Consider the following 19,101-nt stretch of genomic DNA (forward strand, 5'->3'; position numbering starts at 1 on the left):
TCTGTTGCCGGCGTCAGGCCTTCGCATCCGGCCCCTCCCGGCGCAAATTGCGCCTGTCCGCGAAGATGAGGCGCCCGGTCAGTTCCGACCGGGCCACCCGGCGCACCTGTTCGGCCCTGCGCAGGATCGCGTCATCCTGTTGCCAATCGGCAAAGGCTCCGGCGTCATGCAGCAGGGCCATGACTTCATCATAGAGATCGTCCATATACGCCCCCGGGTTCAGCCCTTCAACGCTGGCCGGTCCAGGTGAAGACCGGGTTAAAACGTATGGATCGGGGCGGGCGCCTGCGCTTCGGCAAAGCCGTGTGCCGCGGCGAGAGGCAGGGCCGAGGCGCGCAGTTCCTGCGCCAGTGCGCGCAGGGATTTCGCTGTCTCGTAAAAGCCTTGCGCCTCGCAATTGGTGGCCGACTGGATTGCGCGTTCGATGAGATCTTCGGGGTACATTTTTTTGCTTCCTTACCGCTCGATTTTTTCATCAAAATGACATTTTCCCCTTAATGAGGCGTTAATCTGGATGACGTCCCGGTAAAAAAGACCGCGAATGATCGACGGCTGTCGGGCGCGCGGCGGGTCAGTCCTCTGGCGCGGCCTTCCGGGCCAGTTCCAGGAAGACGCGGTGCTCGGCTTCGGTGAGGCCGGGCAGGATTTCGGTCTGCAATGCAGTGACTACGGGCAGCGCGCGGCGGAACAAACCCGCCCCCTCTGGTGTCAAAGTCACTTCACGGGCGCGGCGGTCCCGCCGGGACACCTGCCGCCTGACCCAGCCTTTCTGTTCGAGCCGGTCGATGACGCCGCCGATTGTGGCGCGATCGTATGCGATACGCGCGCCGATGGTGGCCTGGTCGATCCCGGGATCGTCATGCACCGCCTTCATTGCGGCGAACTGGACCGGTGTCAGTTCCAGCCCGGCAGCCCGGGTCCGAGTGTGAAAGACATGGGTCGAGGCCTGGTGCAAGCGGCGGATTAGATGCCCCGCCAGGGAGTCCAGCGACGCATCCTCCGCGTCTTCTCGATCCGGTGTGCTTGCATCCATCATTCTGGTCCCCTTGGGCACGCCGGGGCGCCCATTCCTGATTTTGTAAGTGTACGGATCTTTTTCTTGACGCGCAATGCTCAGCATGCAAATCATATGTCTACATATCAAATACCCGATTCCGGGGAATGATAGGGGGCCGCACCCGGCCAAGGGCGGACCTGCGGAGGAGAAAGGACCAGAGCCATGAATGATCTTCCCATCATCATTGCTGGCGGCGGCATCGGCGGCCTTGCCGCGGCTTGCGGGCTGGCCCGCAAGGGCCAGCGCAGCATCGTCGTCGAGCAGGCCTCGCAACTGGGCGAAATCGGCGCCGGCATCCAGATCGGCCCGAACGCCTTTCACTGTTTCGACTACCTGGGGGTCGGGGATCAGGCGCGGTCCAAGGCGGTCTACATCGATGCGCTGCGCCTGATGGACGCCCAGACCGCCGAGGACATAACCCGCATTCCGCTGGATGAGCCCTTTCGCAAGTTCTACGGCAACCCCTATGCCGTGGTGCACCGTGCCGACCTGCATGGCGTCCTGCTGAAATATTGCGAGGACAGCCCGCTGATCGACCTGCGCACGGATCACAAGGTGCTGGGCTATGAACAGGACGGCACCAGCGTCACCCTGTTGCTGGACGGGCGCGATCCCATCAAGGGACGTTTCCTGATCGGCGCCGAGGGCCTGCGCTCTCCGATCCGGTCGCAGATGATCGGCGATGGTGAGCCGCGGATTTCCGGGCACACCACCTATCGCAGCGTCATTCCGACGGAACAGATGCCCGAGGACCTGCGCTGGAACGCGGCGACGCTCTGGGCCGGGCCCAAGTGCCATATCGTGCATTACCCGTTGAAAGGCTGGAAGGTCTTCAACCTTGTCGTCACCTACCACCGCGACGTGCAGGAGGCGATTGCGGGCAAACCTGTCAGCAAGGAAGAGGTCGCGCAGGGGTTCGAACATGTCCATCCCAAGGCGCGGCAGGTGATCGAACACGGCAATGACTGGAAGCTCTGGGTGCTTTGTGACCGCGATCCGATTTCCAACTGGGTCGACGGGCGCGTGGCGCTGCTTGGCGATGCGGCCCACCCGATGCTGCAATATTTCGCGCAAGGCGCCTGCATGGCGATGGAGGACGCCGTGGCCCTGTCCCATTGCATCGAGCATTTCGGTGAGGACACCGAGGACGCGCTGCAACGCTACCAGGAGATGCGCAAGGTCCGCACCGCGCGCGTCCAGATGAACTCGCGCCTGATCGGCGAATACATCTACCACCCTGGCGACGCACAGGCCGCGGTCCGCAATTCCATAATGCGCTCGATGAGCGCGGACGACTGGTACAACCAGCTGAACTGGCTCTACGGCTCGAACGGGCTGGACACGGGCGCGGCGAAACCCGCCGCCGCCGAATGACTTGAGGAAGGATCACCTTCATGGGCTTTGTCTTTGAACCTGCCGTCATCCCCAGCGTTGCCGTTGCCGGCAGCGACGACCGCATCCCGGTGCGCCGCATCTTCTGCATCGGGCGCAACTATGCCGCCCATGCGCGCGAGATGGGCAAGGACCCGGATCGCGATCCGCCCTTCTTCTTCCTGAAACCCGCCGATGCGGTGGTCGAAGATGGCGCGACGATCCCCTATCCGCCGCAGACCGAGAATTTCCATTTCGAGGCTGAACTGGTCGCCGTAATCGGCACCGGGGGCGTGGACATTCCCGAGGATAGGGCGCTGGATCACGTCTGGGGTTATGGTGTCGGCAATGATCTGACCCGCCGCGACCTGCAGCTGAAGGCGCGCGAACAGGGCCGCCCGTGGGATCTGGGCAAGGGGTTCGACAATTCGGCCCCCATCGCGCCGATCCATCCCGTCTCTGCCGTGGGTCATCCCTCCAAAGGGGCGATCAAGCTGACCGTCAACGGCGAGGTCAAGCAGGATGCAGACCTGCGCGAACTGATCTGGTCGGTGCCTGAGATGATCTCGATCCTGTCGCAGTCCTTCGCGTTGAAACCCGGCGACCTGATCATGACCGGCACACCTGCCGGCGTCGGTCCCTTGCAGCCCGGTGACACCTGCGTGGTCGAGGTCGAGGGTCTTGGCACCTGCACAACCCATATCGGCCCCCGGGCATGCGCCTGAAGCTGCACAACTTCTTTCGCTCATCGACGTCGACGCGGCTGCGCGCCGCGTTGAACCTCAAGGGGTTGCAGTATGACTACCTTGCCTACGTCCTGCGCAAGGGCGAGACGCAGACGCCGGAATACCTGGCCAAGAACCCGCAAGGCCTGGTGCCGTCGCTGGAACTGGAGGACGGAACCACCCTGATCCAGTCGCTGGCCATCATCGAGTGGCTGGAGGACGCGCATCCCGACCCCGCGCTTTTGCCCGGCGATCCGCTGGGCCGGGCGCGGGTGCGCGGCCTTGCCTACATGATTGCCTGCGAGATTCACCCACTAAACAACCTGCGGGTCCTGTTCCGCCTGCGCGACCAGTTCGGCGCCGATGAAGAGGCGCAGAAAGCATGGTTCACGCACTGGGTCTGCACCACTTTCGACGCGCTCGAAGAGGCGTTGCAGGACGCGCAGACCGGCCGGTACTGTCATGGCGATACACCGGGGCTGGCCGATCTTTGCCTCTATGCGCAGGTCTGGAACAACCGGCGCTTTGCGATTCAGGTCGCGGACTGGCCGATCATCGCGCGGATCTTCGCGGAACTCGACGCGCTGCCCGCCTTCCGCGACGCGGCCCCGCCCAATCAGCCCGACGCGGCCTGACAGGCTTTTCTGAGGAGGAGACAAATGGACAATGCCATGCAACCCGAGGACACGCCGGAGCTGCGCGCGCTGTACCAGGGGTTCAAGGACAATCACCTGAACCCGCTGTGGACGCAGACCGGCGACCTGATGCCCCAGCACCCTAGGCCCAAGGCCGTACCCCATGTCTGGCGCTGGGCCGACCTGCTGCCACTTGCCGAAAGGTCGGGCGAACTGGTGCCCGTGGGCCGTGGCGGCGAACGTCGCGCCATCGGCCTCGCCAATCCCGGGCTCGGCGGGCGGGCCTATGTCTCACCGACGCTTTGGGCCGCGATCCAGTACCTGTGCCCCGGGGAAAACGCGCCCGAGCATCGCCACGCCCAGAATGCCTTTCGCTTCGTGGTCGAGGGCGAAGGGGTCTGGACCGTGGTCGACGGTGACCCGGTGCGGATGTCGCGCGGCGATCTGCTGTTGACGCCGGGTTGGCGGTTCCACGGGCACCATAACGTCGCGACCGAGCCGATGGCCTGGATCGACGGGCTGGACATTCCCTTCAGCCAGCAGATGGACGTTGGTTTCTTCGAGTTCGGCTCGGAACGGGTCACCGACAACGCCACGCCGAATTATTCCCAGGGCGAACGCCTGTGGTGCCATCCGGGACTGCGGCCGCTGTCGCAACTGCAGGATACCGTCGCCTCGCCCATCGGTGCCTACCGCTGGGAATTCACCGATCAGGCGCTGACCCAGCAGTTGCTGCTGGAGGACGAGGGCATGCCCGCAACGGTCGAACAGGGGCACGCGGCGATCCGCTACGTCAACCCGACCACCGGCGGCGACGTCATGCCCACGATCCGTTGCGAGTTCCACCGCCTGCGCGCCGGAGCCGAAACCCCGGAACGGCGCGAAGTCGGCTCGACCGTGTTCCAGGTCTTCGAGGGTCGGGGCGCCGTCGTCATGGGGGGCGAGACCCACACTCTGGAAAAAGGCGACATGTTCGTGATCCCGTCCTGGGTTCCCTGGTCGCTGCAGGCGGAAACGCAGTTCGACCTGTTCCGCTTTTCGGATGCGCCGATCATGGAGCGTCTGAACTTCATGCGAACGGCGGTCGAAGGGCAATGAGCCTGACGGCTGAGGAGCAGACCGCGCGTGAGGCCTTGCGCGCGCGGCAGGGGGCAGGGGCGCGCTATGATGCGGCCTCGGCCCCGGCGGAGGATCTGCTGCTGGCCCGGCGCGGTACGGCCTATTTCGCACGCAAGCTGGCCGAGCTGTCGGATTCCGACCTGAATGCGCCTTCGTTGCGCGGAGGTGTCCGGCGCCGGGCGCTGATTGCCGAGGTGGGCTATCACGCACGGGCGCTGGCGCAGCAGGTGGGTGCGCTGCGGGCCGGGGACGCCGTTCAGCCGATATCGCCAGCGGCCTACCGTGCGGAGATCGCCCAGGGGGCAACCTTGCCTGCGCGCGCGCTGCGCAGCCTGGTGCATCACGCGTCGATCCATCTTGACGTCGAATGGCGCGACCTGACCGATGCAGGCTGGACGCTGTCGGTTCCCCTGCAAGCCGGAGCGGTCATGCCATTGCGCCAGACACCCCGCCTGCGTGCGCGGGTGGTGTGGCAGGCCGCGCTGGACCTGGGCAATGGTGGGCGACTGGCCGATGTGCCCGCCGAGCTGCGTTCCGACCTGGCATCGCCGGCTGGCCACTGATCGGCGGCGTGCATGATCGCCAAAGAATGGGGCAGAAGCGGGACGGAAAGGGCTGCCGCCCTCTTCGTGCAGACATAAGCCTTGCAGGCTGATGCCGGTCAGGGCCGTGCGGCGTGCAACGGTCTGACAGCCCGGGGGATTGGCGCACCGGTGGTATTGGTGCATTTCCCATTCTGCAGTCGCTGCGCGCCAGCTATTCGCCCAGTAGCGTCCAGGCCCAGGGGCGCGGCAAGCGGTCTAACGGCGCGCCTTGGCTCGTTCTGTGCCGCTCAGGTGTTCGCCCAGGTCATCGTCTTGAACCCCTCGCGAAAGGCGAACCGTTCAAGATGGCTGTCCACGACACCACGCGCGCGTTCAAGACCTGCCTCGTCGGGGCCGGAAATTTCGATGTGCAGGCAGGTGTCGGAGGCCCGAAGGACGCAGGGCCCGGACGGCAACTGCGCCTGTCCCCGGGTGTCGTCGTAGTCGACCTCGACCTTGTGCGCGAAGTGTTTGCACAGTTGTTTCAGATACTTGCTGGCGTTGGTTGTCTCGAACAGGCCGGTTTGATGCAGTGTCATTTCGCAATCCCGATTAATTCAGTCGGAAAGACCTTGCATCCTCTTTGCGACCTTGTCTAGAACCCCGGCAGAAATCCTGACTGTATTGATAGGAAATGCCATGATGCGCGCAGCTGCCCTTGCCACGATTGCCGCCGTTCTGACCTTGCCGCTGCCCGCGCTGGCCGAGCAGGTCACGATCCAGACCGCCACCGGCCCTGTTGCGCTGGAGAGCGCGCCGGAAACGGTTGTCGCCTTTGACGTGCCCGCCATCGACACGCTGGAGGCGCTGGGCGTTCGGGTTGCCGGCATTCCGGCGCCGCATTTCGTGAGCTACCTTGACGATGTTGCGGAACAGGCCAAGGTTGTCGGATCGCTTTTCGAGCCCGATTTCGAGGCTCTGGCCATCATGGCGCCGGACGTGATCATCGCCGGTGGCCGCTCTTCGGCACAGGTCGAGCCGCTGTCCAAGGTCGCGCCGACCGTCGACATGACCATCTGGGGCGGCGATGCCGTCGGGCAGGTCAAGGCACGGCTGGCCGCCTATGGCGCTCTGTTCGGCGTCGGGGACAAGGCCGAGGCGCTGGCATCGGAACTGGACGCAAAGCTGGCAGAGGCGGAGACGGCCATTGCCGGCAAGGGCGATGCTCTGATCGTGCTGACCAATGGCGGCAAGGTGTCGGCCTATGGCGCCGACTCGCGCTTTGGCTGGCTGCACCGGGCGCTGTCGCTCCCCGAGGCGTTCCCGGATCTGACTGCGGAAACCCACGGCGAGGCGGTCTCTTTCGAGTTCATCGCCGAGGTCAACCCGGACTGGATCCTTGTCATAGATCGCGGAGCGGCCATCGGCCAATCGGGCGAGGCCGCGGCCGCAACGCTGGACAACCCGCTGGTGGCGGGAACCAAGGCCGCGCAGACCGGGCAGATCGTCTACCTGGACAGCGGTCCGCTCTATATCTCGGGCGGCGGCATTCAGTCGATGATGATCACGCTCGACGAAGTGATCGCGGCGTTTTCGGACGGTGAAAGCTGAACCGTGACACGCTGGATCTGGGGCGGCGCTACGCTGATCGCATTGGTGGCGATCAGCCTGTCAATCGGCGCGGCCTCTCTGTGGACATCGGATCTTGGGTCCGGCTGGCTGATCGCGGTCAGCCGCTTTCCCCGTACGGCGGCGGCCATCCTTGCGGGGGCCGGGCTGGCCCTGGCCGGGGTGGTGGTTCAGCAGGCGGTGCAGAACCGGTTTGTCGAGCCCGGCCTGTCCGGCACGCCGGAGGCCGCGATGCTGGGATTGCTGGTCATCACCCTCTGGGCGCCGGGCGCCGCGCTCTGGATCAAGATGGCGGTTGCGGCCCTTGCGGCAATGGCGGGCACCGCGTTGTTCCTCAGACTGGCCGCGCATGTTCCCCGCAGTGATCCAATGCTCTTGCCCCTTGTCGGCCTGATCTACGCCGGCATCCTTGGCGCGGTCGTGGTCTGGATTGCCTGGTCGGTGGACCTCATGCAGTACCTGGGCGTCTGGCAGATGGGCGAGTTCTCGGGCGTCGTGCAGGGCCGCTATGAGCTGCTCTGGGGAATCGCCGTGCTGGCCGCGCTGCTATACGCCTTGGCGGACAGGATCACGATTCTGGGCCTTGGCGCCGATGCCGCACGCTCTCTGGGGCTCGACTATGGGCAGACCGTCGCGCTGGGGCTTGCAGTGGTGGCGGCGATCACCGCGCTGGTTGTCGTGACCGTGGGCGCCTTGCCCTTTGTCGGACTGGTCGTGCCGAACATCGTGTCGCGGCTCTGCGGGGACAACCTGCGCCGGAACCTGATTGTGGTGGCTGTCTGTGGCGGCGGGGCGGTGCTGGCGGCGGATATCCTCGGTCGCTTGGTGCGCTTTCCCTACGAGGTGCCGGCGGCGACGATCTTTGCCATCGCGGGGGCGGCGGTCTTTCTCTGGCTGCTGCATGCCGCACCGAAAGCGGGCAATGGCTGAGCGTCGTCTGATCCTGCTGGCGCTGGTGCTTGTCGGGGCCTCGACAGCGTTCCTGCTATGGAACCTGCGCGGCCCGACGGCCTTTATCCTTGGCCTGCGCGCGACCAAGCTGGCGGCGCTGTTGCTGGTGGGCTGCGCGGTGGGCATGGCCACTGTGCTGTTCCAGACAGTCGCCCAGAACCGCCTCCTGACACCGGGGATCGTCGGGTTCGACGCGCTCTTTGTCACGCTGCAAACCGCGCTGGTGCTTGGGCTTGGCGGGCTGGGGGTTGCGCAGTTGCCGCCCCTGGCCACCTTCCTGGCCGAGGTCGCTCTACTGGTCGTGGCTGCACAGATCCTCTTTGGCCTGCTGTTGCGCCGTGGTGCCGGCGATCTGATCCATATGATCCTCACGGGTGTGATCCTGGGGGTCATGCTGCGGGGGCTGGCGGGCTTGATGCAACGGCTGTTGGATCCGTCCGAGTTCGCGGTGGTGCAACAGGCCATGTTCGCCTCATTCGGGGCCGTGGACCGGGGATTGCTGGCGATCGCGGCGGCACTTCTGGGAATTGCCGCACTGGCCGCCTTGCGCTTGGCGCCCCGGCTGGACGTGGCCGGGCTGGGCCGGGTTCGTGCGCGGACGCTGGGGCTGGATCATGACCGGGTGGTGAACCGGAGCCTGATGCTTGTTTCGGTTCTGGTCGCGGTCTCGACCGCGCTTGTTGGCCCGGTGACCTTCCTGGGCCTGATTGCGGCCAGCCTGGGCCACGCGATGATGCAGACGTACCGTCACGCGGTGCTGTTGCCGGCCGCTGGCATGACGGGTGCGCTTTTCCTTGTTGCGGGGCAGTTCCTGTTCGAGCGGGTCCTGGGGATGCAATCGACGCTTGCGGTGCTGATCGAGTTCCTTGGAGGCCTCCTGTTCCTTGCACTGATCCTGAAACGGAAAGGACGGACATGATCGAGATTGACGATGTCAGCCTCAGGGTGCGCGATACCGGCATACTGCATGGCATCGCGGCGCAGGTGCCGCGTGACGGGATCACGGCGCTGATCGGGCCGAACGGTGCGGGCAAGTCCTCGCTTCTGCATCTGTGTGCCGGTCTCACGACGCCGAGCGCCGGACGGATCGTCCTGGACGGCGAAGATGTCCATCGCATGACACACCGCGACCGGGCGCTGCGGATCGCCGTTCTGACGCAGGCGCAGGCCCTGACCAGCCGGCTGACCGTCAAGGACCTCGTCTCCTTCGGTCGTTGGCCGCATCACCAGGGCAGGCCACGGGACGAGGATCGCCAGATCGTCGAGGAGGCCCTGCGCCTTTTTGACCTGATGAGGTTGGCGCCGCGCCAGGTCGAAACCCTGTCAGGCGGTCAGATGGCAAGAGCCTTCACGGCGATGGCCTGGGCCCAGTCCACCCCCTGGTTGTTCCTCGACGAACCGCTGGCGGCGCTGGATCCGCGCTTTGCCCGGGACCTGATGGCGCAACTGCACGCCATGTCGCGTCCTGGCTCCGAAGCGCGGGGCGTCCTGATCGTTGTCCATGACCTCAATGCGGCGGCGCTCTGGGCCGACCATGTTCTTGCGCTGAAGGACGGACGCGTCTTCGCAGCCGGCCCGGCGGCAGAGGTCATGACCCCGCCACGTCTCAGCGCGCTCTTCGACACGGGCTTTGGCGTCGTGGAGACAAAGCGCGGCCGCCTGGTCTATCCCGAGTGATTGTGCCACCCGCCCCGGCCATTCAGGCAAAACCTGGGGCGGCAGTGTCAGGTTCTCGGTTCAGGCGGCCTGGCTAAGAAACGCGGTTGCTAGCAAGCCTTGCCCGCGGAACGCATTCGCAACACGCTTTCATCGTGCAGAAATGCGCGAAACCAATTGGTTGCAGCGCATTTGCCGCAACTGGCGCAGATCTCGCTGGCGAGTGCCGTGTCCATTCCGGGATCGCCCGTCATCCCCTGCAGCGCGGCAAGGGGCCGCCCGCAAGCAGAGCGCGGAAATGCACCTGGGTCGTCTGCGGTTTTGACTTTGTCTCGTGCGTGTTCTTCAGCTGCGCGGGGTTCGAAGCTTTCGGTTCGTTCCGACATTTTCCCGACCTCTTACCCGTTCAAGCCGTCGTCGTTCTTCGCGGATGACGCGTGCTCACCGGTGACACGGCCGAAAATCTGTTTTGTTTTCTCAGGATTTCCGAGGCGCCCTGGCTCGCGCGAATAGGCAAAAATCACGGTGTGCCGGTCTTGCGAACCACGAATGGTGGACACGCGGTGCAGGGAGTATCGGCCGAAGAAGATCTGCAGATCGCCAGCGCGCAGGTCGAGAAATTTCACCTGGCTTTCGTCACCTTCCAGAACCGCGCCTACCTCGTCGTAGTTCTCGCTACCGGGGCGACGAATCTGCGGGCAGTAGTCAAAGCTGCCACCTTCATCCGGTGGCTGCGTCAGCAGGGTGACGATGAATTCGTTGCTGTCGAAGTGCCAGCCGTGGCCTGTTCCGGGCTTCAGCACGTTCACAACGAGTTGCGCCAGCGGATCGCCGAACTCGTGGATTTCCTCGAGTCCGAGGCAGGCACCAACGAAGCGGCGAAAATCGGCGTCGTGATAGAGTTGCCGGATCTGTGCCGTGTCCGGAATGAAGTCTCCGGCGACGAATCCGTTGTCGCGTTTGACTTCTACGCGCCGTGGGTCGCCCTCCGGATGATCCGGGTTCGGTGTGTTGCCATAGACGGTGGCGCGAGAAGAGGTGAAATGTGCCTTTGGCGCGAGGCCGGCGGTTTCTTCGGCCAGGGCAGGCAGCGCATCGGGGCGGATCAGTCCGCGCAGCACGCAGCACCCGTCGTGTTCCAATGCCTTTCGCGCCTCCGCGACGCGCTGGCGGTAGGTGGCGCTGTCGGGGTCTCTGAGCGGGAAGCGTTCGGTATCAACGCAACCGAGCGCATCGACGTCTGTCTTGGCGATAGTCTCTTGCATGGGATGCACCTTTCAAGGCTGTGGCGGACTTTTGCGGGGCTTTGGGCCCGCTGGTCCGCATGATCGACAGCGCAAGGGTGCGGCGGTGTGGTGCCTGGTCCAATTGAAATCAATTGCGGGGGCCGGGAATTGAATTCATGCGGGGTTGTCGCGCAGAGCTCCATTCAGTCCGAAATGATTGGGAAAAAGGCCCGAAAGAAAGCGGAAGATGATGCGGCAAGCCTGCTCGCGGTCGAAAGCGTCCTCATGCAGGAGGTAGTCGGTCCACATGCCCTCCAGAAAGGCCAGTGTTCCGTGTGTGGCGTCACGCGCCGTTTGCGAAGGGTCGCCAACTTTTTCCGCACGGCAGATGTTTGAAAAGGCCTTAATCAGCAAAGCGCGCAATCGGTCGTCACGGGTATCGCTGAAAGACTGTATCGACTTGCGCTCGCGGGCCTCTCCGCGGAACGCGTACCAGATGCTGACATTGTAGCCGTTCAGGATCGACGGGCTCATATCCGACCGGATCACCGCCTCGACCGTTTCTTGCGGCAGCGCCTCGGGCCCGGTCTCTTCGAGCAGCGCATAGAGATTGTCGAAATACTGGTTGCTCGCATGGGCGATGGCGGCCTCGATCAACCCGTCCTTGCCGTTGAAATGGAAATGGATCAGCCCGCGGGAAAGTCCGGCCCGTTCGATGATGGTGCTGACCGAGGTTCTGGCGATTCCGAGTTCGGCCACGCAATCGAGCGTCGCCTCAATCATTGCCAGACGGTTGCGTTCGCGCAGCTGTGCCCGGCGTCCACCGTTGTTGTCTGACGGGTCATGCGAACTTTCTGCCATGCCAAGCTCCTCGTTTCGCCGCATTTTTGCGCTTGCTGGGCGCCGAAAACAAACATGCCACGCAGTCCTATTGACAGCTAGCATCCTTGTCGTCATTTTTAATTGGACAATCGTCCAAATTAAATCCGATGGTCCGGGAGTATCATGATCAGACTTAGGTCAGAGGCATCGCGCGGCATGGCGCTCAGCGCGCCGGCGACGCTCTACGTCGGGCTGCTTGTCGCGGCGCCGCTGGGCATTCTGGTGGTCTACAGCTTCTGGTCGCAAACCTACGTCAGCATCGACCGAAGCTTTACTTGGGAAAACTACAGCTCAGCGCTGACGGACCCATTGGTGCGGCACCTGCTTGTTCGGTCCGTCTGGATTGCGGCGCTGGTTACGGCGGCGACAGTGGTCCTCGCCTATCCGATCGCATATTTCATCGCGTTCCGCACACGCTACAAGACGCTTTGGCTGCTGCTGATCACCATTCCCTTCTGGACCAGCTATCTGCTGCGGGTTTTCTCCTGGAAACTGATCCTTGGGTTTAACGGGCTCATGAACAGCGCACTGATGGCGCTAGGCTTGATCGACGATCCGCTTGAATTTCTGCTCTACAACGAATTCGCGGTTGTCCTGACCCTCGCGCACGCCTGGGCGCCCTTCGCGATCATGCCGATCTACGTTTCGTTACAAAAGATCGACCCGAGTCTGCTCGAAGCCGCAAGCGACCTCGGTTGCTCGAAAATCGAAAGTTTCCTGCGCGTGACACTGCCGCTGACCGTGCCGGGGATCATCGCGTCATGCCTGATCATCTTCATTCCGACGGTCGGAGACTATGTGACGCCGGCTCTCGTCGGCGGATCGGACGGCAAGATGATCGCCAACCTGATCCAGGTTCAGTTCGGCGCTGCCAACAACTGGCCGCTGGGGGCCACGCTCTCGCTGCTGGCGATGGTTTCGGTCGGGCTGGTGGCCGGCGGCTTTGTCGTGGTGTCGAACCTGATGGCAAGGAGGATCAGATGACCCGGCTTGTCCGAAATTTCCCCGGCCTGACGACCTATGCGGTGTTGTACCTGGTCTTCCTCTATGTGCCGGTGCTTCTTCTGCCGCTTTTCTCGCTCAACGACGGGACGATCGTCGCCTTTCCGATCAAGGGGTTCACGCTGAAATGGTATGCGGAACTCGTCGGGCAGGAGGCGCTTCTGCAATCGCTGGTGAACAGTCTTATCGTGGGAGGGGTGACGGCATTGCTTGCCACGTCGCTTGGTATGTTTGCGGCGCGTGCCTATGTGCGCAACCGTTTCACCGGGCGCGAATTCTCCGAAGCTCTGGTCATGCTGCCGCTGGTCGTGCCGGGCATCATCGTGGCCTCTTCGTTCCTCGTCCTGTTTCTGTCCATCGGTCTGAAACCCTCGCTGACTGCGGTTATCCTGGGCCACACCTTCCTGACCGTGCCCTTTGCCGTTGCGATCATGAAATCGGCCTTCGACGAGTTCGATCCCGCACTGGAGGAAGCGGCCTATGATCTGGGCGAAACGGTGTTCGGCACGTTCCGGCGCGTGACGGTGCCAATCGTGGCGCCGGGCATCGTGGCCAGCTTTCTGGTCACGTTCACGGTGTCGTTCGACGAGTTCATCCTCGCGTTTTTCCTGGGCGGCGATCAACCCACGCTGCCGGTCTACATCTGGAGCCAGATCCGGTTTCCCGCCAAGTTGCCGAATACGCTGGCGCTGGGTTCCTGCCTGTTGGCGTTTTCCGTTGTGTTGCTGGTCACCGCCGAATTTTTTCGCCGCCGCTCGGCCAAGTCCGGGTCATGAAGGGGAAGCATAATACATGATAGACGACCCGATCATCCATCTCTCCGGTGTCGACAAGCGCTTCGGCACCTTCAAGGCGGTCGACAAACTCGACCTCAAGCTGAAAGCGGGTGAGTTCTTTTCGCTTCTTGGGCCGTCCGGTTGCGGCAAGACAACGGCGTTAAGGACCATTGCCGGATTCCAGGAGCCAACAGCCGGGACGGTGCGCATTGACGGTCAAGACATGGCCGGGATCCCGGCCAACAAACGTCCTACCAACATGGTCTTCCAGAGCTACGCGATCTTTCCGCATCTGAATGTCGGGCACAACGTTGGCTTTGGTCTCGTGAAGCAGGGCTTGTCGCGCCAGGCACGACGGGACCGTATCGCCGAGGCGCTGGAGATGGTCGAACTCGGCGGGATGGAGAACCGCAAGGCCGATCAGCTTTCGGGCGGACAGCGGCAGCGCGTGGCGCTGGCCCGGGCGCTGGTGATGAGACCGAAGGTGCTGCTGCTCGACGAGCCGCTTTCGGCCCTGGACAAGAACCTGCGCGAGGCGATGCAACTTGAACTGCGCCGGCTTCAGCAGTCCATCGGGATCACCTTCGTGATGGTTACGCACGACCAGTACGAGGCCATGACCATGTCCGACCGGATTGGCGTCATGTTCAACGGTCGACTGGAGCAGGTGGATGCGCCTGCAACGCTTTACGCCCGACCCGCCAATCGCGACGTGGCGGCCTTCATCGGTGGCATGAACTTTCTGCCGGCCCGGAGTGCAGACCAGTCCGGTGAGACGATCGCGGTCGAGTTGCCCGGCTTTGGCAAGATCAAGATCCAGCGCAATGCCAACGTGACCAAACGCGGCAGCGGGCTTCTCGTAGGCATCCGGCCCGAACAGCTCGACATCTCGCGTGAGCGGCCCACGGATTACGATGCGACACTGGAGGCGAAGGTCGAGAACGTCGCCTTCTACGGTGAGAGCGTGCACTACCATGTCCGCGCCGAGGGCGTGCCAAGCACAATCGTCGTCGCGGTACCCAACTATTTCCACACCGTCGATTTCAATCGTGGCGATACGGTTTTCATCGGCGTGCAAAGCGCCTCGGTCATCGACCTTGGCAACGACAGCCAAACGCAAAACATCGAGAACGGGGAGATCACCACATGATACTTTCGGCACCCAAACTAAGCGCCTTGGCCTGCCTGCTGGCTGGCGCCGCACATGCCGAAGGCGGCGATCTGACCGTCTTTGACTGGTCGGGCTACGAGGATCCGGGTTTCTTCGGGACCTATGTCGAGAAATACGGAGAGGCCCCGACGTATTCCTACTTTGGCAGCCAGGATGAGGCCTTCACCAAACTGCAATCCGGTTTCGAGGCCGATCTGGCCCACCCCTGCACCGATGCCACGCGGAAATGGGCGGCGGCAGGGATCATCCAGCCGATCGACACATCGAGGCTCGACAACTGGGACGCCATGTTGCCGACGATCAAGGAGATGGACGGTATCTCTTTCGACGGGGAAACATGGATGGTGCCCTTCGAGTGGGGCAATACCGGCCTGATCTACCGGTCCGACCAGATCTCAGAGGCGGAAATCTCGCTTCAGGCCCTCACTAATCCCAAGTACCGGGGCAAGGTCGCGATCCCCGACGGGGCGGCGTCGGCCTACGCGATGGCGGCGCTGGGGGCGGGTGTTGCGGACAACTACACCGACATGAGCGACGAGGAATTCCGCAAAGCCTCGGACTTCCTGCGGGCCGTGCATCCCAACGTGCGTTTCTACTGGTCCGATGCGGGTCAGCTCGATCAGGCGCTGGCCTCGGGCGAAGTGACCATGGGCTGGGCCTGGAACCAGACCGAACTCAACCTGATCTGGAATGACGTCCCGGCGCAGATGATGCGTGGCGAGGGCAAAGGCATCGCCACCTGGGTCTGCGGCTATGTCCACATGGCGAACGCCTCTGCGTCCGACGAGCAGGTTTATGACATGCTCAACGCCCTCACTCAGGCGGAAAGCGGCAAGTATATCATCGAAAACTGGGGCTATCCGCATTCCAACGCTGCCTCGTTCGACATCTCCGACCAGGACATGATCAAGACCTACGGTTTCGATGACCCCAAGGCGCTTTTCGACAACAGCCTGTTCTTCGACGCCGTCGACCCGGAACTGGAAGCCAAGATGCTGCAGGAATTCGAGCGCATCAAGGCAGGCTTCTAATCCTGTCCTGAACAACGGGGGAGGTGATCCACCCCCCGTCTCCTATCGCAAGGAAGGAATGCGCCAGTGAAACGCGCAGACGCTTATGACGTGCTTTTCGAACCTGTCCGCATCGGACCTGTGACCGCGCGCAACCGTTTCTATCAGGTGCCCCATTGCAATGGCATGGGGCATCTTCGCCCGCGCGCCGAGGCCGCGTTGCGCGGTATGAAGGCCGAAGGCGGCTGGGGGGTGGTCTGCAACCAGGAGACCGAGATCCACCCGACTTCGGATCTCGCCCCTTACGCCGAGGGGCGCCTCTGGGATGACCGCGACGTACCCGCGTTGCGGCTGATGACCGAGGCGGTTCACCGTCATGGATCTCTCGCCGGGATCGAATTGGCCCATAACGGCAACCATGCGCCGAACCTTTTGACGCGTGCCCGTGCTCTGGCGCCGGTTGATACCATCCTCGAGGCGGGCTTCGCGCCGCAGGCGCGCGCGATGGACAAGCAAGATCTGCGCAACCTGCGCCACTGGCACCGCAACGCCGCGCGCCGGGCCAGGGACGCGGGTTTCGACATCATCTACGTCTACGCCGGCCATTACATGACCGTGGCACATCAGTTCTTGCTGCCCCAGTACAATGATCGCAGTGACGAATATGGCGGCAGCCTGGAAAACCGTGTGCGTCTGACGCGCGAGTTGCTCGAAGACACTCTGGACGTGGTCGGCGGCGAAAGCGCCGTTGCCTTCCGCTTTGCCATCGACGAGATGCTGGGCGCCGATGCAATGCAGGCCGAGGAGGAAGGCCGCGCCGTGGTCGAACTGTTGGCCGAACTGCCCGACCTTTGGGATGTGAACGTCGCGGGTTGGAAAAACGACTCCCAGACGACCCGGTTCCAGGCCGAGGACAGCTACCAGACCCGCTATCTGGAATTCGTCAAGAAAATCACCTCGAAACCCGTGGTCGGCGTCGGGCGCTTCACGTCGCCTGACACGATGGCGGCGCTGGTCCGCAGGGGCGTACTGGACCTGATCGGCGCCGCGCGTCCGTCAATCGCCGACCCGTTCCTGCCGAAGAAGATCGAGGAAGGCCGGATCGACGAAATCCGCGAATGCATCGGCTGCAACATCTGCGTTTCCGCCGACATGCAGGGCGTGCCGATCCGTTGCACCCAGAACCCGACCATGGGCGAGGAATGGCGCCGCGGATGGCACCCCGAGAAGATCGAAAGCACGGCCGATGAGCAAGCCGCGCTGGTGGTCGGTTCCGGACCCGCCGGGCTGGAATGCGCCATGCAGCTTGCCCGGCGCGGCTGTCACGTGACGCTTGCCGAAGCTGGGCGAGAGTTGGGCGGCCGGGTCCGGAGGGAAGCCGGGCTGACAGGCCTGTCTGCCTGGGTCCGGGTGATGGACTATCGCCTGAACGATCTTCGACAGCGGGCAAACGTGGATATCTTTCTCGACAGCGAACTCGGCGCGGAGGACGTTCTGGAACTCGGCGTGCCGAATGTCTTTGTCGCAACCGGATCGCGTTGGCGGCGGGATGGCCGTGGCCGGACCGCCAGGCATGGCATCGAGATCGCCGCTGATGCCACGATACTGACACCTGACGATATCATGGACGGCACCCAGCCAGTGCCCGGGCCGCTGGTCATCTATGACGACGAGCATGGCTATCTCGCCGGAGTTCTGGCCGAGCAACTCGCCGGATCGGGCCACTCAATCACCTTCGTGACGACGGCGCACCTCGTCTCGCCCTTCACCGAGTTTACTCTTGAACAAGAACGAGTGCAGAAATCTCTGATCGAAAAGGGCGTGACGATCGTCACCGCGCAGGCCGTAGAGCGTATCGAAAAGGGCGTCTGCCACCTCGCGTGTGTATATTCCGGACGTAAGACGAGGCTCGAAGCCACCACCACGCTGCTGGTGACACAGCGCGAGCGTGTCCTGTCGCTCTACGATGCTCTTCTCGGTCAGGCCGGCCTGTCCCATCTCGAACTCATCGGTGACGCCACTGGCCCGGGGTTGATCGCCGATGCCGTCTATTCCGGACACAAGGCCGCCCGGGATTTCGGACGCGACCGCGATGCAGTGGAAATGGACTTCTTCCGCCGTGAAACGACAGCCCTAGTAGGATGAGGTAATCACGATGACGCAACACCTTGAGGCACTCGCCCGCCTGATCCAGGACTACCAGAATGGTTTCGCCCTGCCGCGTGACTTCTACACCTCGCAGGATGTTTTCGACCGTGACATCAGCGCATATTGGAACCGAAGCTGGATCTGGGCTGGCCACGCCAGCCAGATTCCCGAACCCGGCGATTACTTCCTGCTGGAATACGGCCCGGAGTCGATCATCGTGGTCCGGGACCGCGAGGGCGAGGTGCGCGCGCATCTCAATGTCTGTCGCCATCGCGGCTCGCGAGTCTGCGTCCAGCAGGGAGGCAAGGCGCGGCTCTTTGTCTGCCCCTATCATGCCTGGACATACGAGCTTTCGGGCAAGCTGCGTTCGGGGCGGTCGATGGGCGAGGGGTTCGATCCGGGCGAGTATGGTCTTTTGCCTGCACGGGTGATCGTGTTCCAGGGCATGATCTTCGTTTGCGCCTCGGAAGATGCGCCGCCGATCGAGGCGGGGTTGGAAAAGCTCGCTCCCCTGACCGCGCCTTTCGGGCTGGAGAACCTAAAGGTGGCTCACAAGAAGGTATACCCAGTGCCAGCCAACTGGAAGCTGGCGCTGGAAAACTACATGGAATGCTATCATTGCGCGCCCTCGCATCAGGAGTATGCCAAGTCGCACACGCTCAAGGCGCCGCATGAAATGGAAAAACTGATCGAACCGCTGCACGAGCGTTCGCGCAAGATCGGCCTTCCGACCCAGGAACTGGACGAAACCGGCCCATCCGCGCCGGCACCGGGGGCGGATGTCTACTACCGGCGTTATCCGCTATACGACGGCTACCAGACGGGCAGCCGGGACGGCTCGGCGCTTGCGCCGCCACTCGGTAACCTGACGGGCTTCGATGGTGGTGCGACTGACGTACAGGTCGGCGCACTCAACAACTTTCTCATCTATTCCGACCATGTGGTGGGCTACCGTTTCCTGCCGCGCGGGTTGCAGGAAACCGATATCGAGCTGATCTGGCTTGTGCGCGAAGATGCCGAAGAGCAGAAGGACTACGTCACCGACGACCTGACGTGGCTGTGGCACGTCACCTCGCTCGATGACGAACGGATCATCCGCCACAATCAGGAGGGCGTGAATTCGCACCATTTCCGCCCGGGTCCGCTGGCCGAGATGGAATGGGGAATCACCGGCTTCTACGAAGGTTATCTGGATATGATCCGGCCCTGACGGCGCCTG

The 19,101-nt window shown here is 63.2% G+C and carries 21 protein-coding genes; 15 read left to right on the forward strand and 6 right to left on the reverse strand.

Features of this window, described 5'->3' with window-relative positions:
* Positions 1-13 precede the first annotated feature (13 nt).
* From ACQY5B_RS04815 to ACQY5B_RS04825, 3 genes are all read right to left on the reverse strand, one after another.
* Positions 14-205, reverse strand: a complete 192-nt coding sequence (locus tag ACQY5B_RS04815; RefSeq protein ID WP_305971336.1) for a hypothetical protein — start codon at positions 203-205, stop codon at positions 14-16.
* A 53-nt stretch (positions 206-258) separates the two neighbouring features.
* On the reverse strand, positions 259-444 hold the full coding sequence (locus ACQY5B_RS04820) for a hypothetical protein (protein ID WP_420326145.1): 186 nt from the start codon (positions 442-444) through the stop codon (positions 259-261).
* A gap of 127 nt (positions 445-571) precedes the next feature.
* Positions 572-1,036 (reverse strand): MarR family winged helix-turn-helix transcriptional regulator, encoded by a 465-nt coding sequence (locus ACQY5B_RS04825; protein WP_420326144.1) that lies wholly within the window; start codon positions 1,034-1,036, stop codon positions 572-574.
* Between the two features lie 183 nt (positions 1,037-1,219).
* Between ACQY5B_RS04825 and ACQY5B_RS04830 the strand changes: the two genes are divergently transcribed.
* Genes ACQY5B_RS04830 through ACQY5B_RS04850 form a run of 5 tightly spaced genes read left to right on the forward strand, consistent with a single transcriptional unit; the run spans position 1,220 to position 5,470 of the window.
* Positions 1,220-2,431 carry a 3-hydroxybenzoate 6-monooxygenase gene (locus ACQY5B_RS04830; protein ID WP_420326143.1) on the forward strand — a complete coding sequence of 404 codons (1,212 nt, stop codon included), beginning with the start codon at positions 1,220-1,222 and terminating at the stop codon, positions 2,429-2,431.
* Positions 2,432-2,451: 20 nt separating this feature from the next.
* Positions 2,452-3,153 carry a fumarylacetoacetate hydrolase family protein gene (locus ACQY5B_RS04835; protein WP_420326142.1) on the forward strand — a complete coding sequence of 234 codons (702 nt, stop codon included), beginning with the start codon at positions 2,452-2,454 and terminating at the stop codon, positions 3,151-3,153.
* Positions 3,144-3,788, forward strand: coding sequence for a maleylacetoacetate isomerase (maiA, locus tag ACQY5B_RS04840; RefSeq protein WP_420326141.1), 645 nt, complete (start codon positions 3,144-3,146; stop codon positions 3,786-3,788). The genes ACQY5B_RS04835 and maiA overlap by 10 nt, the downstream gene beginning before the upstream one ends.
* A 24-nt stretch (positions 3,789-3,812) precedes the next feature.
* On the forward strand, positions 3,813-4,886 hold the full coding sequence (locus ACQY5B_RS04845) for a cupin domain-containing protein (RefSeq protein WP_420326140.1): 1,074 nt from the start codon (positions 3,813-3,815) through the stop codon (positions 4,884-4,886).
* Positions 4,883-5,470 (forward strand): maleylpyruvate isomerase N-terminal domain-containing protein, encoded by a 588-nt coding sequence (locus ACQY5B_RS04850; RefSeq protein WP_420326139.1) that lies wholly within the window; start codon positions 4,883-4,885, stop codon positions 5,468-5,470. Before ACQY5B_RS04845 ends, ACQY5B_RS04850 begins: the two co-directional genes overlap by 4 nt.
* Before the next feature lie 269 nt (positions 5,471-5,739).
* Here the strand turns inward: ACQY5B_RS04850 and ACQY5B_RS04855 are convergent, their stop codons facing one another.
* Positions 5,740-6,030: a DUF2218 domain-containing protein gene (locus tag ACQY5B_RS04855; RefSeq protein WP_420326138.1), complete on the reverse strand. Its 291-nt coding sequence runs from the start codon at positions 6,028-6,030 to the stop codon at positions 5,740-5,742.
* A 103-nt stretch (positions 6,031-6,133) separates the two neighbouring features.
* Between ACQY5B_RS04855 and ACQY5B_RS04860 the strand changes: the two genes are divergently transcribed.
* Genes ACQY5B_RS04860 through ACQY5B_RS04875 form a run of 4 tightly spaced genes read left to right on the forward strand, consistent with a single transcriptional unit; the run spans position 6,134 to position 9,688 of the window.
* Positions 6,134-7,042: a siderophore ABC transporter substrate-binding protein gene (locus ACQY5B_RS04860; RefSeq protein WP_420328706.1), complete on the forward strand. Its 909-nt coding sequence runs from the start codon at positions 6,134-6,136 to the stop codon at positions 7,040-7,042.
* Between the two features lie 3 nt (positions 7,043-7,045).
* Complete coding sequence (locus tag ACQY5B_RS04865; protein WP_420326137.1) at positions 7,046-7,990, forward strand: iron chelate uptake ABC transporter family permease subunit; 945 nt, start codon at positions 7,046-7,048, stop codon at positions 7,988-7,990.
* On the forward strand, positions 7,983-8,930 hold the full coding sequence (locus ACQY5B_RS04870; RefSeq protein WP_420326136.1) for an iron chelate uptake ABC transporter family permease subunit: 948 nt from the start codon (positions 7,983-7,985) through the stop codon (positions 8,928-8,930). Before ACQY5B_RS04865 ends, ACQY5B_RS04870 begins: the two co-directional genes overlap by 8 nt.
* Complete coding sequence (locus ACQY5B_RS04875) at positions 8,927-9,688, forward strand: ATP-binding cassette domain-containing protein (protein ID WP_420326135.1); 762 nt, start codon at positions 8,927-8,929, stop codon at positions 9,686-9,688. The genes ACQY5B_RS04870 and ACQY5B_RS04875 overlap by 4 nt, the downstream gene beginning before the upstream one ends.
* A gap of 377 nt (positions 9,689-10,065) precedes the next feature.
* Here ACQY5B_RS04875 and ACQY5B_RS04880 read toward each other — a convergent pair whose 3' ends face one another.
* Positions 10,066-10,932 (reverse strand): HalD/BesD family halogenase, encoded by an 867-nt coding sequence (locus ACQY5B_RS04880; protein ID WP_420326134.1) that lies wholly within the window; start codon positions 10,930-10,932, stop codon positions 10,066-10,068.
* 135 nt (positions 10,933-11,067) lie between these two features.
* The gene (locus ACQY5B_RS04885) at positions 11,068-11,850 is read right to left on the reverse strand and encodes a TetR family transcriptional regulator C-terminal domain-containing protein (RefSeq protein ID WP_420326133.1); all 783 of its coding nucleotides are present in this window, start codon (positions 11,848-11,850) and stop codon (positions 11,068-11,070) included.
* An 81-nt stretch (positions 11,851-11,931) separates the two neighbouring features.
* Between ACQY5B_RS04885 and ACQY5B_RS04890 the strand changes: the two genes are divergently transcribed.
* The 6 genes from ACQY5B_RS04890 (at position 11,932) to ACQY5B_RS04915 (ending at position 19,092) form a co-directional block, all read left to right on the forward strand.
* Positions 11,932-12,759: an ABC transporter permease gene (locus tag ACQY5B_RS04890; RefSeq protein WP_420326132.1), complete on the forward strand. Its 828-nt coding sequence runs from the start codon at positions 11,932-11,934 to the stop codon at positions 12,757-12,759.
* Entirely contained in the window at positions 12,756-13,553 is a 798-nt protein-coding gene (locus tag ACQY5B_RS04895) for an ABC transporter permease (RefSeq protein ID WP_305971321.1), read from the forward strand. The genes ACQY5B_RS04890 and ACQY5B_RS04895 overlap by 4 nt, the downstream gene beginning before the upstream one ends.
* A 16-nt stretch (positions 13,554-13,569) precedes the next feature.
* The gene (locus tag ACQY5B_RS04900) at positions 13,570-14,703 is read left to right on the forward strand and encodes an ABC transporter ATP-binding protein (protein ID WP_420326131.1); all 1,134 of its coding nucleotides are present in this window, start codon (positions 13,570-13,572) and stop codon (positions 14,701-14,703) included.
* Positions 14,700-15,755 carry an ABC transporter substrate-binding protein gene (locus ACQY5B_RS04905; protein WP_420326130.1) on the forward strand — a complete coding sequence of 352 codons (1,056 nt, stop codon included), beginning with the start codon at positions 14,700-14,702 and terminating at the stop codon, positions 15,753-15,755. Before ACQY5B_RS04900 ends, ACQY5B_RS04905 begins: the two co-directional genes overlap by 4 nt.
* 66 nt (positions 15,756-15,821) lie before the next feature.
* Entirely contained in the window at positions 15,822-17,879 is a 2,058-nt protein-coding gene (locus ACQY5B_RS04910) for an oxidoreductase (protein ID WP_420326129.1), read from the forward strand.
* A 10-nt stretch (positions 17,880-17,889) separates the two neighbouring features.
* Positions 17,890-19,092, forward strand: coding sequence for an aromatic ring-hydroxylating oxygenase subunit alpha (locus ACQY5B_RS04915; RefSeq protein ID WP_420326128.1), 1,203 nt, complete (start codon positions 17,890-17,892; stop codon positions 19,090-19,092).
* The last annotated feature ends 9 nt before the right edge of the window (positions 19,093-19,101 follow it).

This window comes from Antarctobacter sp. (genome assembly GCF_965277915.1).
Classification (GTDB): domain Bacteria; phylum Pseudomonadota; class Alphaproteobacteria; order Rhodobacterales; family Rhodobacteraceae; genus Antarctobacter.

What these genes read in the sequence shown, in the direction of transcription:
- ACQY5B_RS04815 (WP_305971336.1), bottom strand. Translation starts at nt 205, where the DNA reads ATGGACGATCTCTATGATGAAGTCATGGCCCTGCTGCATGACGCCGGA.
- ACQY5B_RS04895 (WP_305971321.1), top strand. Translation starts at nt 12,756, where the DNA reads ATGACCCGGCTTGTCCGAAATTTCCCCGGCCTGACGACCTATGCGGTG.
- maiA (WP_420326141.1), top strand. Translation starts at nt 3,144, where the DNA reads ATGCGCCTGAAGCTGCACAACTTCTTTCGCTCATCGACGTCGACGCGG.
- ACQY5B_RS04890 (WP_420326132.1), top strand. Translation starts at nt 11,932, where the DNA reads ATGGCGCTCAGCGCGCCGGCGACGCTCTACGTCGGGCTGCTTGTCGCG.
- ACQY5B_RS04825 (WP_420326144.1), bottom strand. Translation starts at nt 1,036, where the DNA reads ATGATGGATGCAAGCACACCGGATCGAGAAGACGCGGAGGATGCGTCG.
- ACQY5B_RS04880 (WP_420326134.1), bottom strand. Translation starts at nt 10,932, where the DNA reads ATGCAAGAGACTATCGCCAAGACAGACGTCGATGCGCTCGGTTGCGTT.
- ACQY5B_RS04900 (WP_420326131.1), top strand. Translation starts at nt 13,570, where the DNA reads ATGATAGACGACCCGATCATCCATCTCTCCGGTGTCGACAAGCGCTTC.
- ACQY5B_RS04860 (WP_420328706.1), top strand. Translation starts at nt 6,134, where the DNA reads ATGCGCGCAGCTGCCCTTGCCACGATTGCCGCCGTTCTGACCTTGCCG.
- ACQY5B_RS04905 (WP_420326130.1), top strand. Translation starts at nt 14,700, where the DNA reads ATGATACTTTCGGCACCCAAACTAAGCGCCTTGGCCTGCCTGCTGGCT.
- ACQY5B_RS04835 (WP_420326142.1), top strand. Translation starts at nt 2,452, where the DNA reads ATGGGCTTTGTCTTTGAACCTGCCGTCATCCCCAGCGTTGCCGTTGCC.
- ACQY5B_RS04915 (WP_420326128.1), top strand. Translation starts at nt 17,890, where the DNA reads ATGACGCAACACCTTGAGGCACTCGCCCGCCTGATCCAGGACTACCAG.
- ACQY5B_RS04850 (WP_420326139.1), top strand. Translation starts at nt 4,883, where the DNA reads ATGAGCCTGACGGCTGAGGAGCAGACCGCGCGTGAGGCCTTGCGCGCG.
- ACQY5B_RS04885 (WP_420326133.1), bottom strand. Translation starts at nt 11,850, where the DNA reads ATGACGACAAGGATGCTAGCTGTCAATAGGACTGCGTGGCATGTTTGT.
- ACQY5B_RS04870 (WP_420326136.1), top strand. Translation starts at nt 7,983, where the DNA reads ATGGCTGAGCGTCGTCTGATCCTGCTGGCGCTGGTGCTTGTCGGGGCC.
- ACQY5B_RS04830 (WP_420326143.1), top strand. Translation starts at nt 1,220, where the DNA reads ATGAATGATCTTCCCATCATCATTGCTGGCGGCGGCATCGGCGGCCTT.
- ACQY5B_RS04820 (WP_420326145.1), bottom strand. Translation starts at nt 444, where the DNA reads ATGTACCCCGAAGATCTCATCGAACGCGCAATCCAGTCGGCCACCAAT.
- ACQY5B_RS04855 (WP_420326138.1), bottom strand. Translation starts at nt 6,030, where the DNA reads ATGACACTGCATCAAACCGGCCTGTTCGAGACAACCAACGCCAGCAAG.
- ACQY5B_RS04875 (WP_420326135.1), top strand. Translation starts at nt 8,927, where the DNA reads ATGATCGAGATTGACGATGTCAGCCTCAGGGTGCGCGATACCGGCATA.
- ACQY5B_RS04845 (WP_420326140.1), top strand. Translation starts at nt 3,813, where the DNA reads ATGGACAATGCCATGCAACCCGAGGACACGCCGGAGCTGCGCGCGCTG.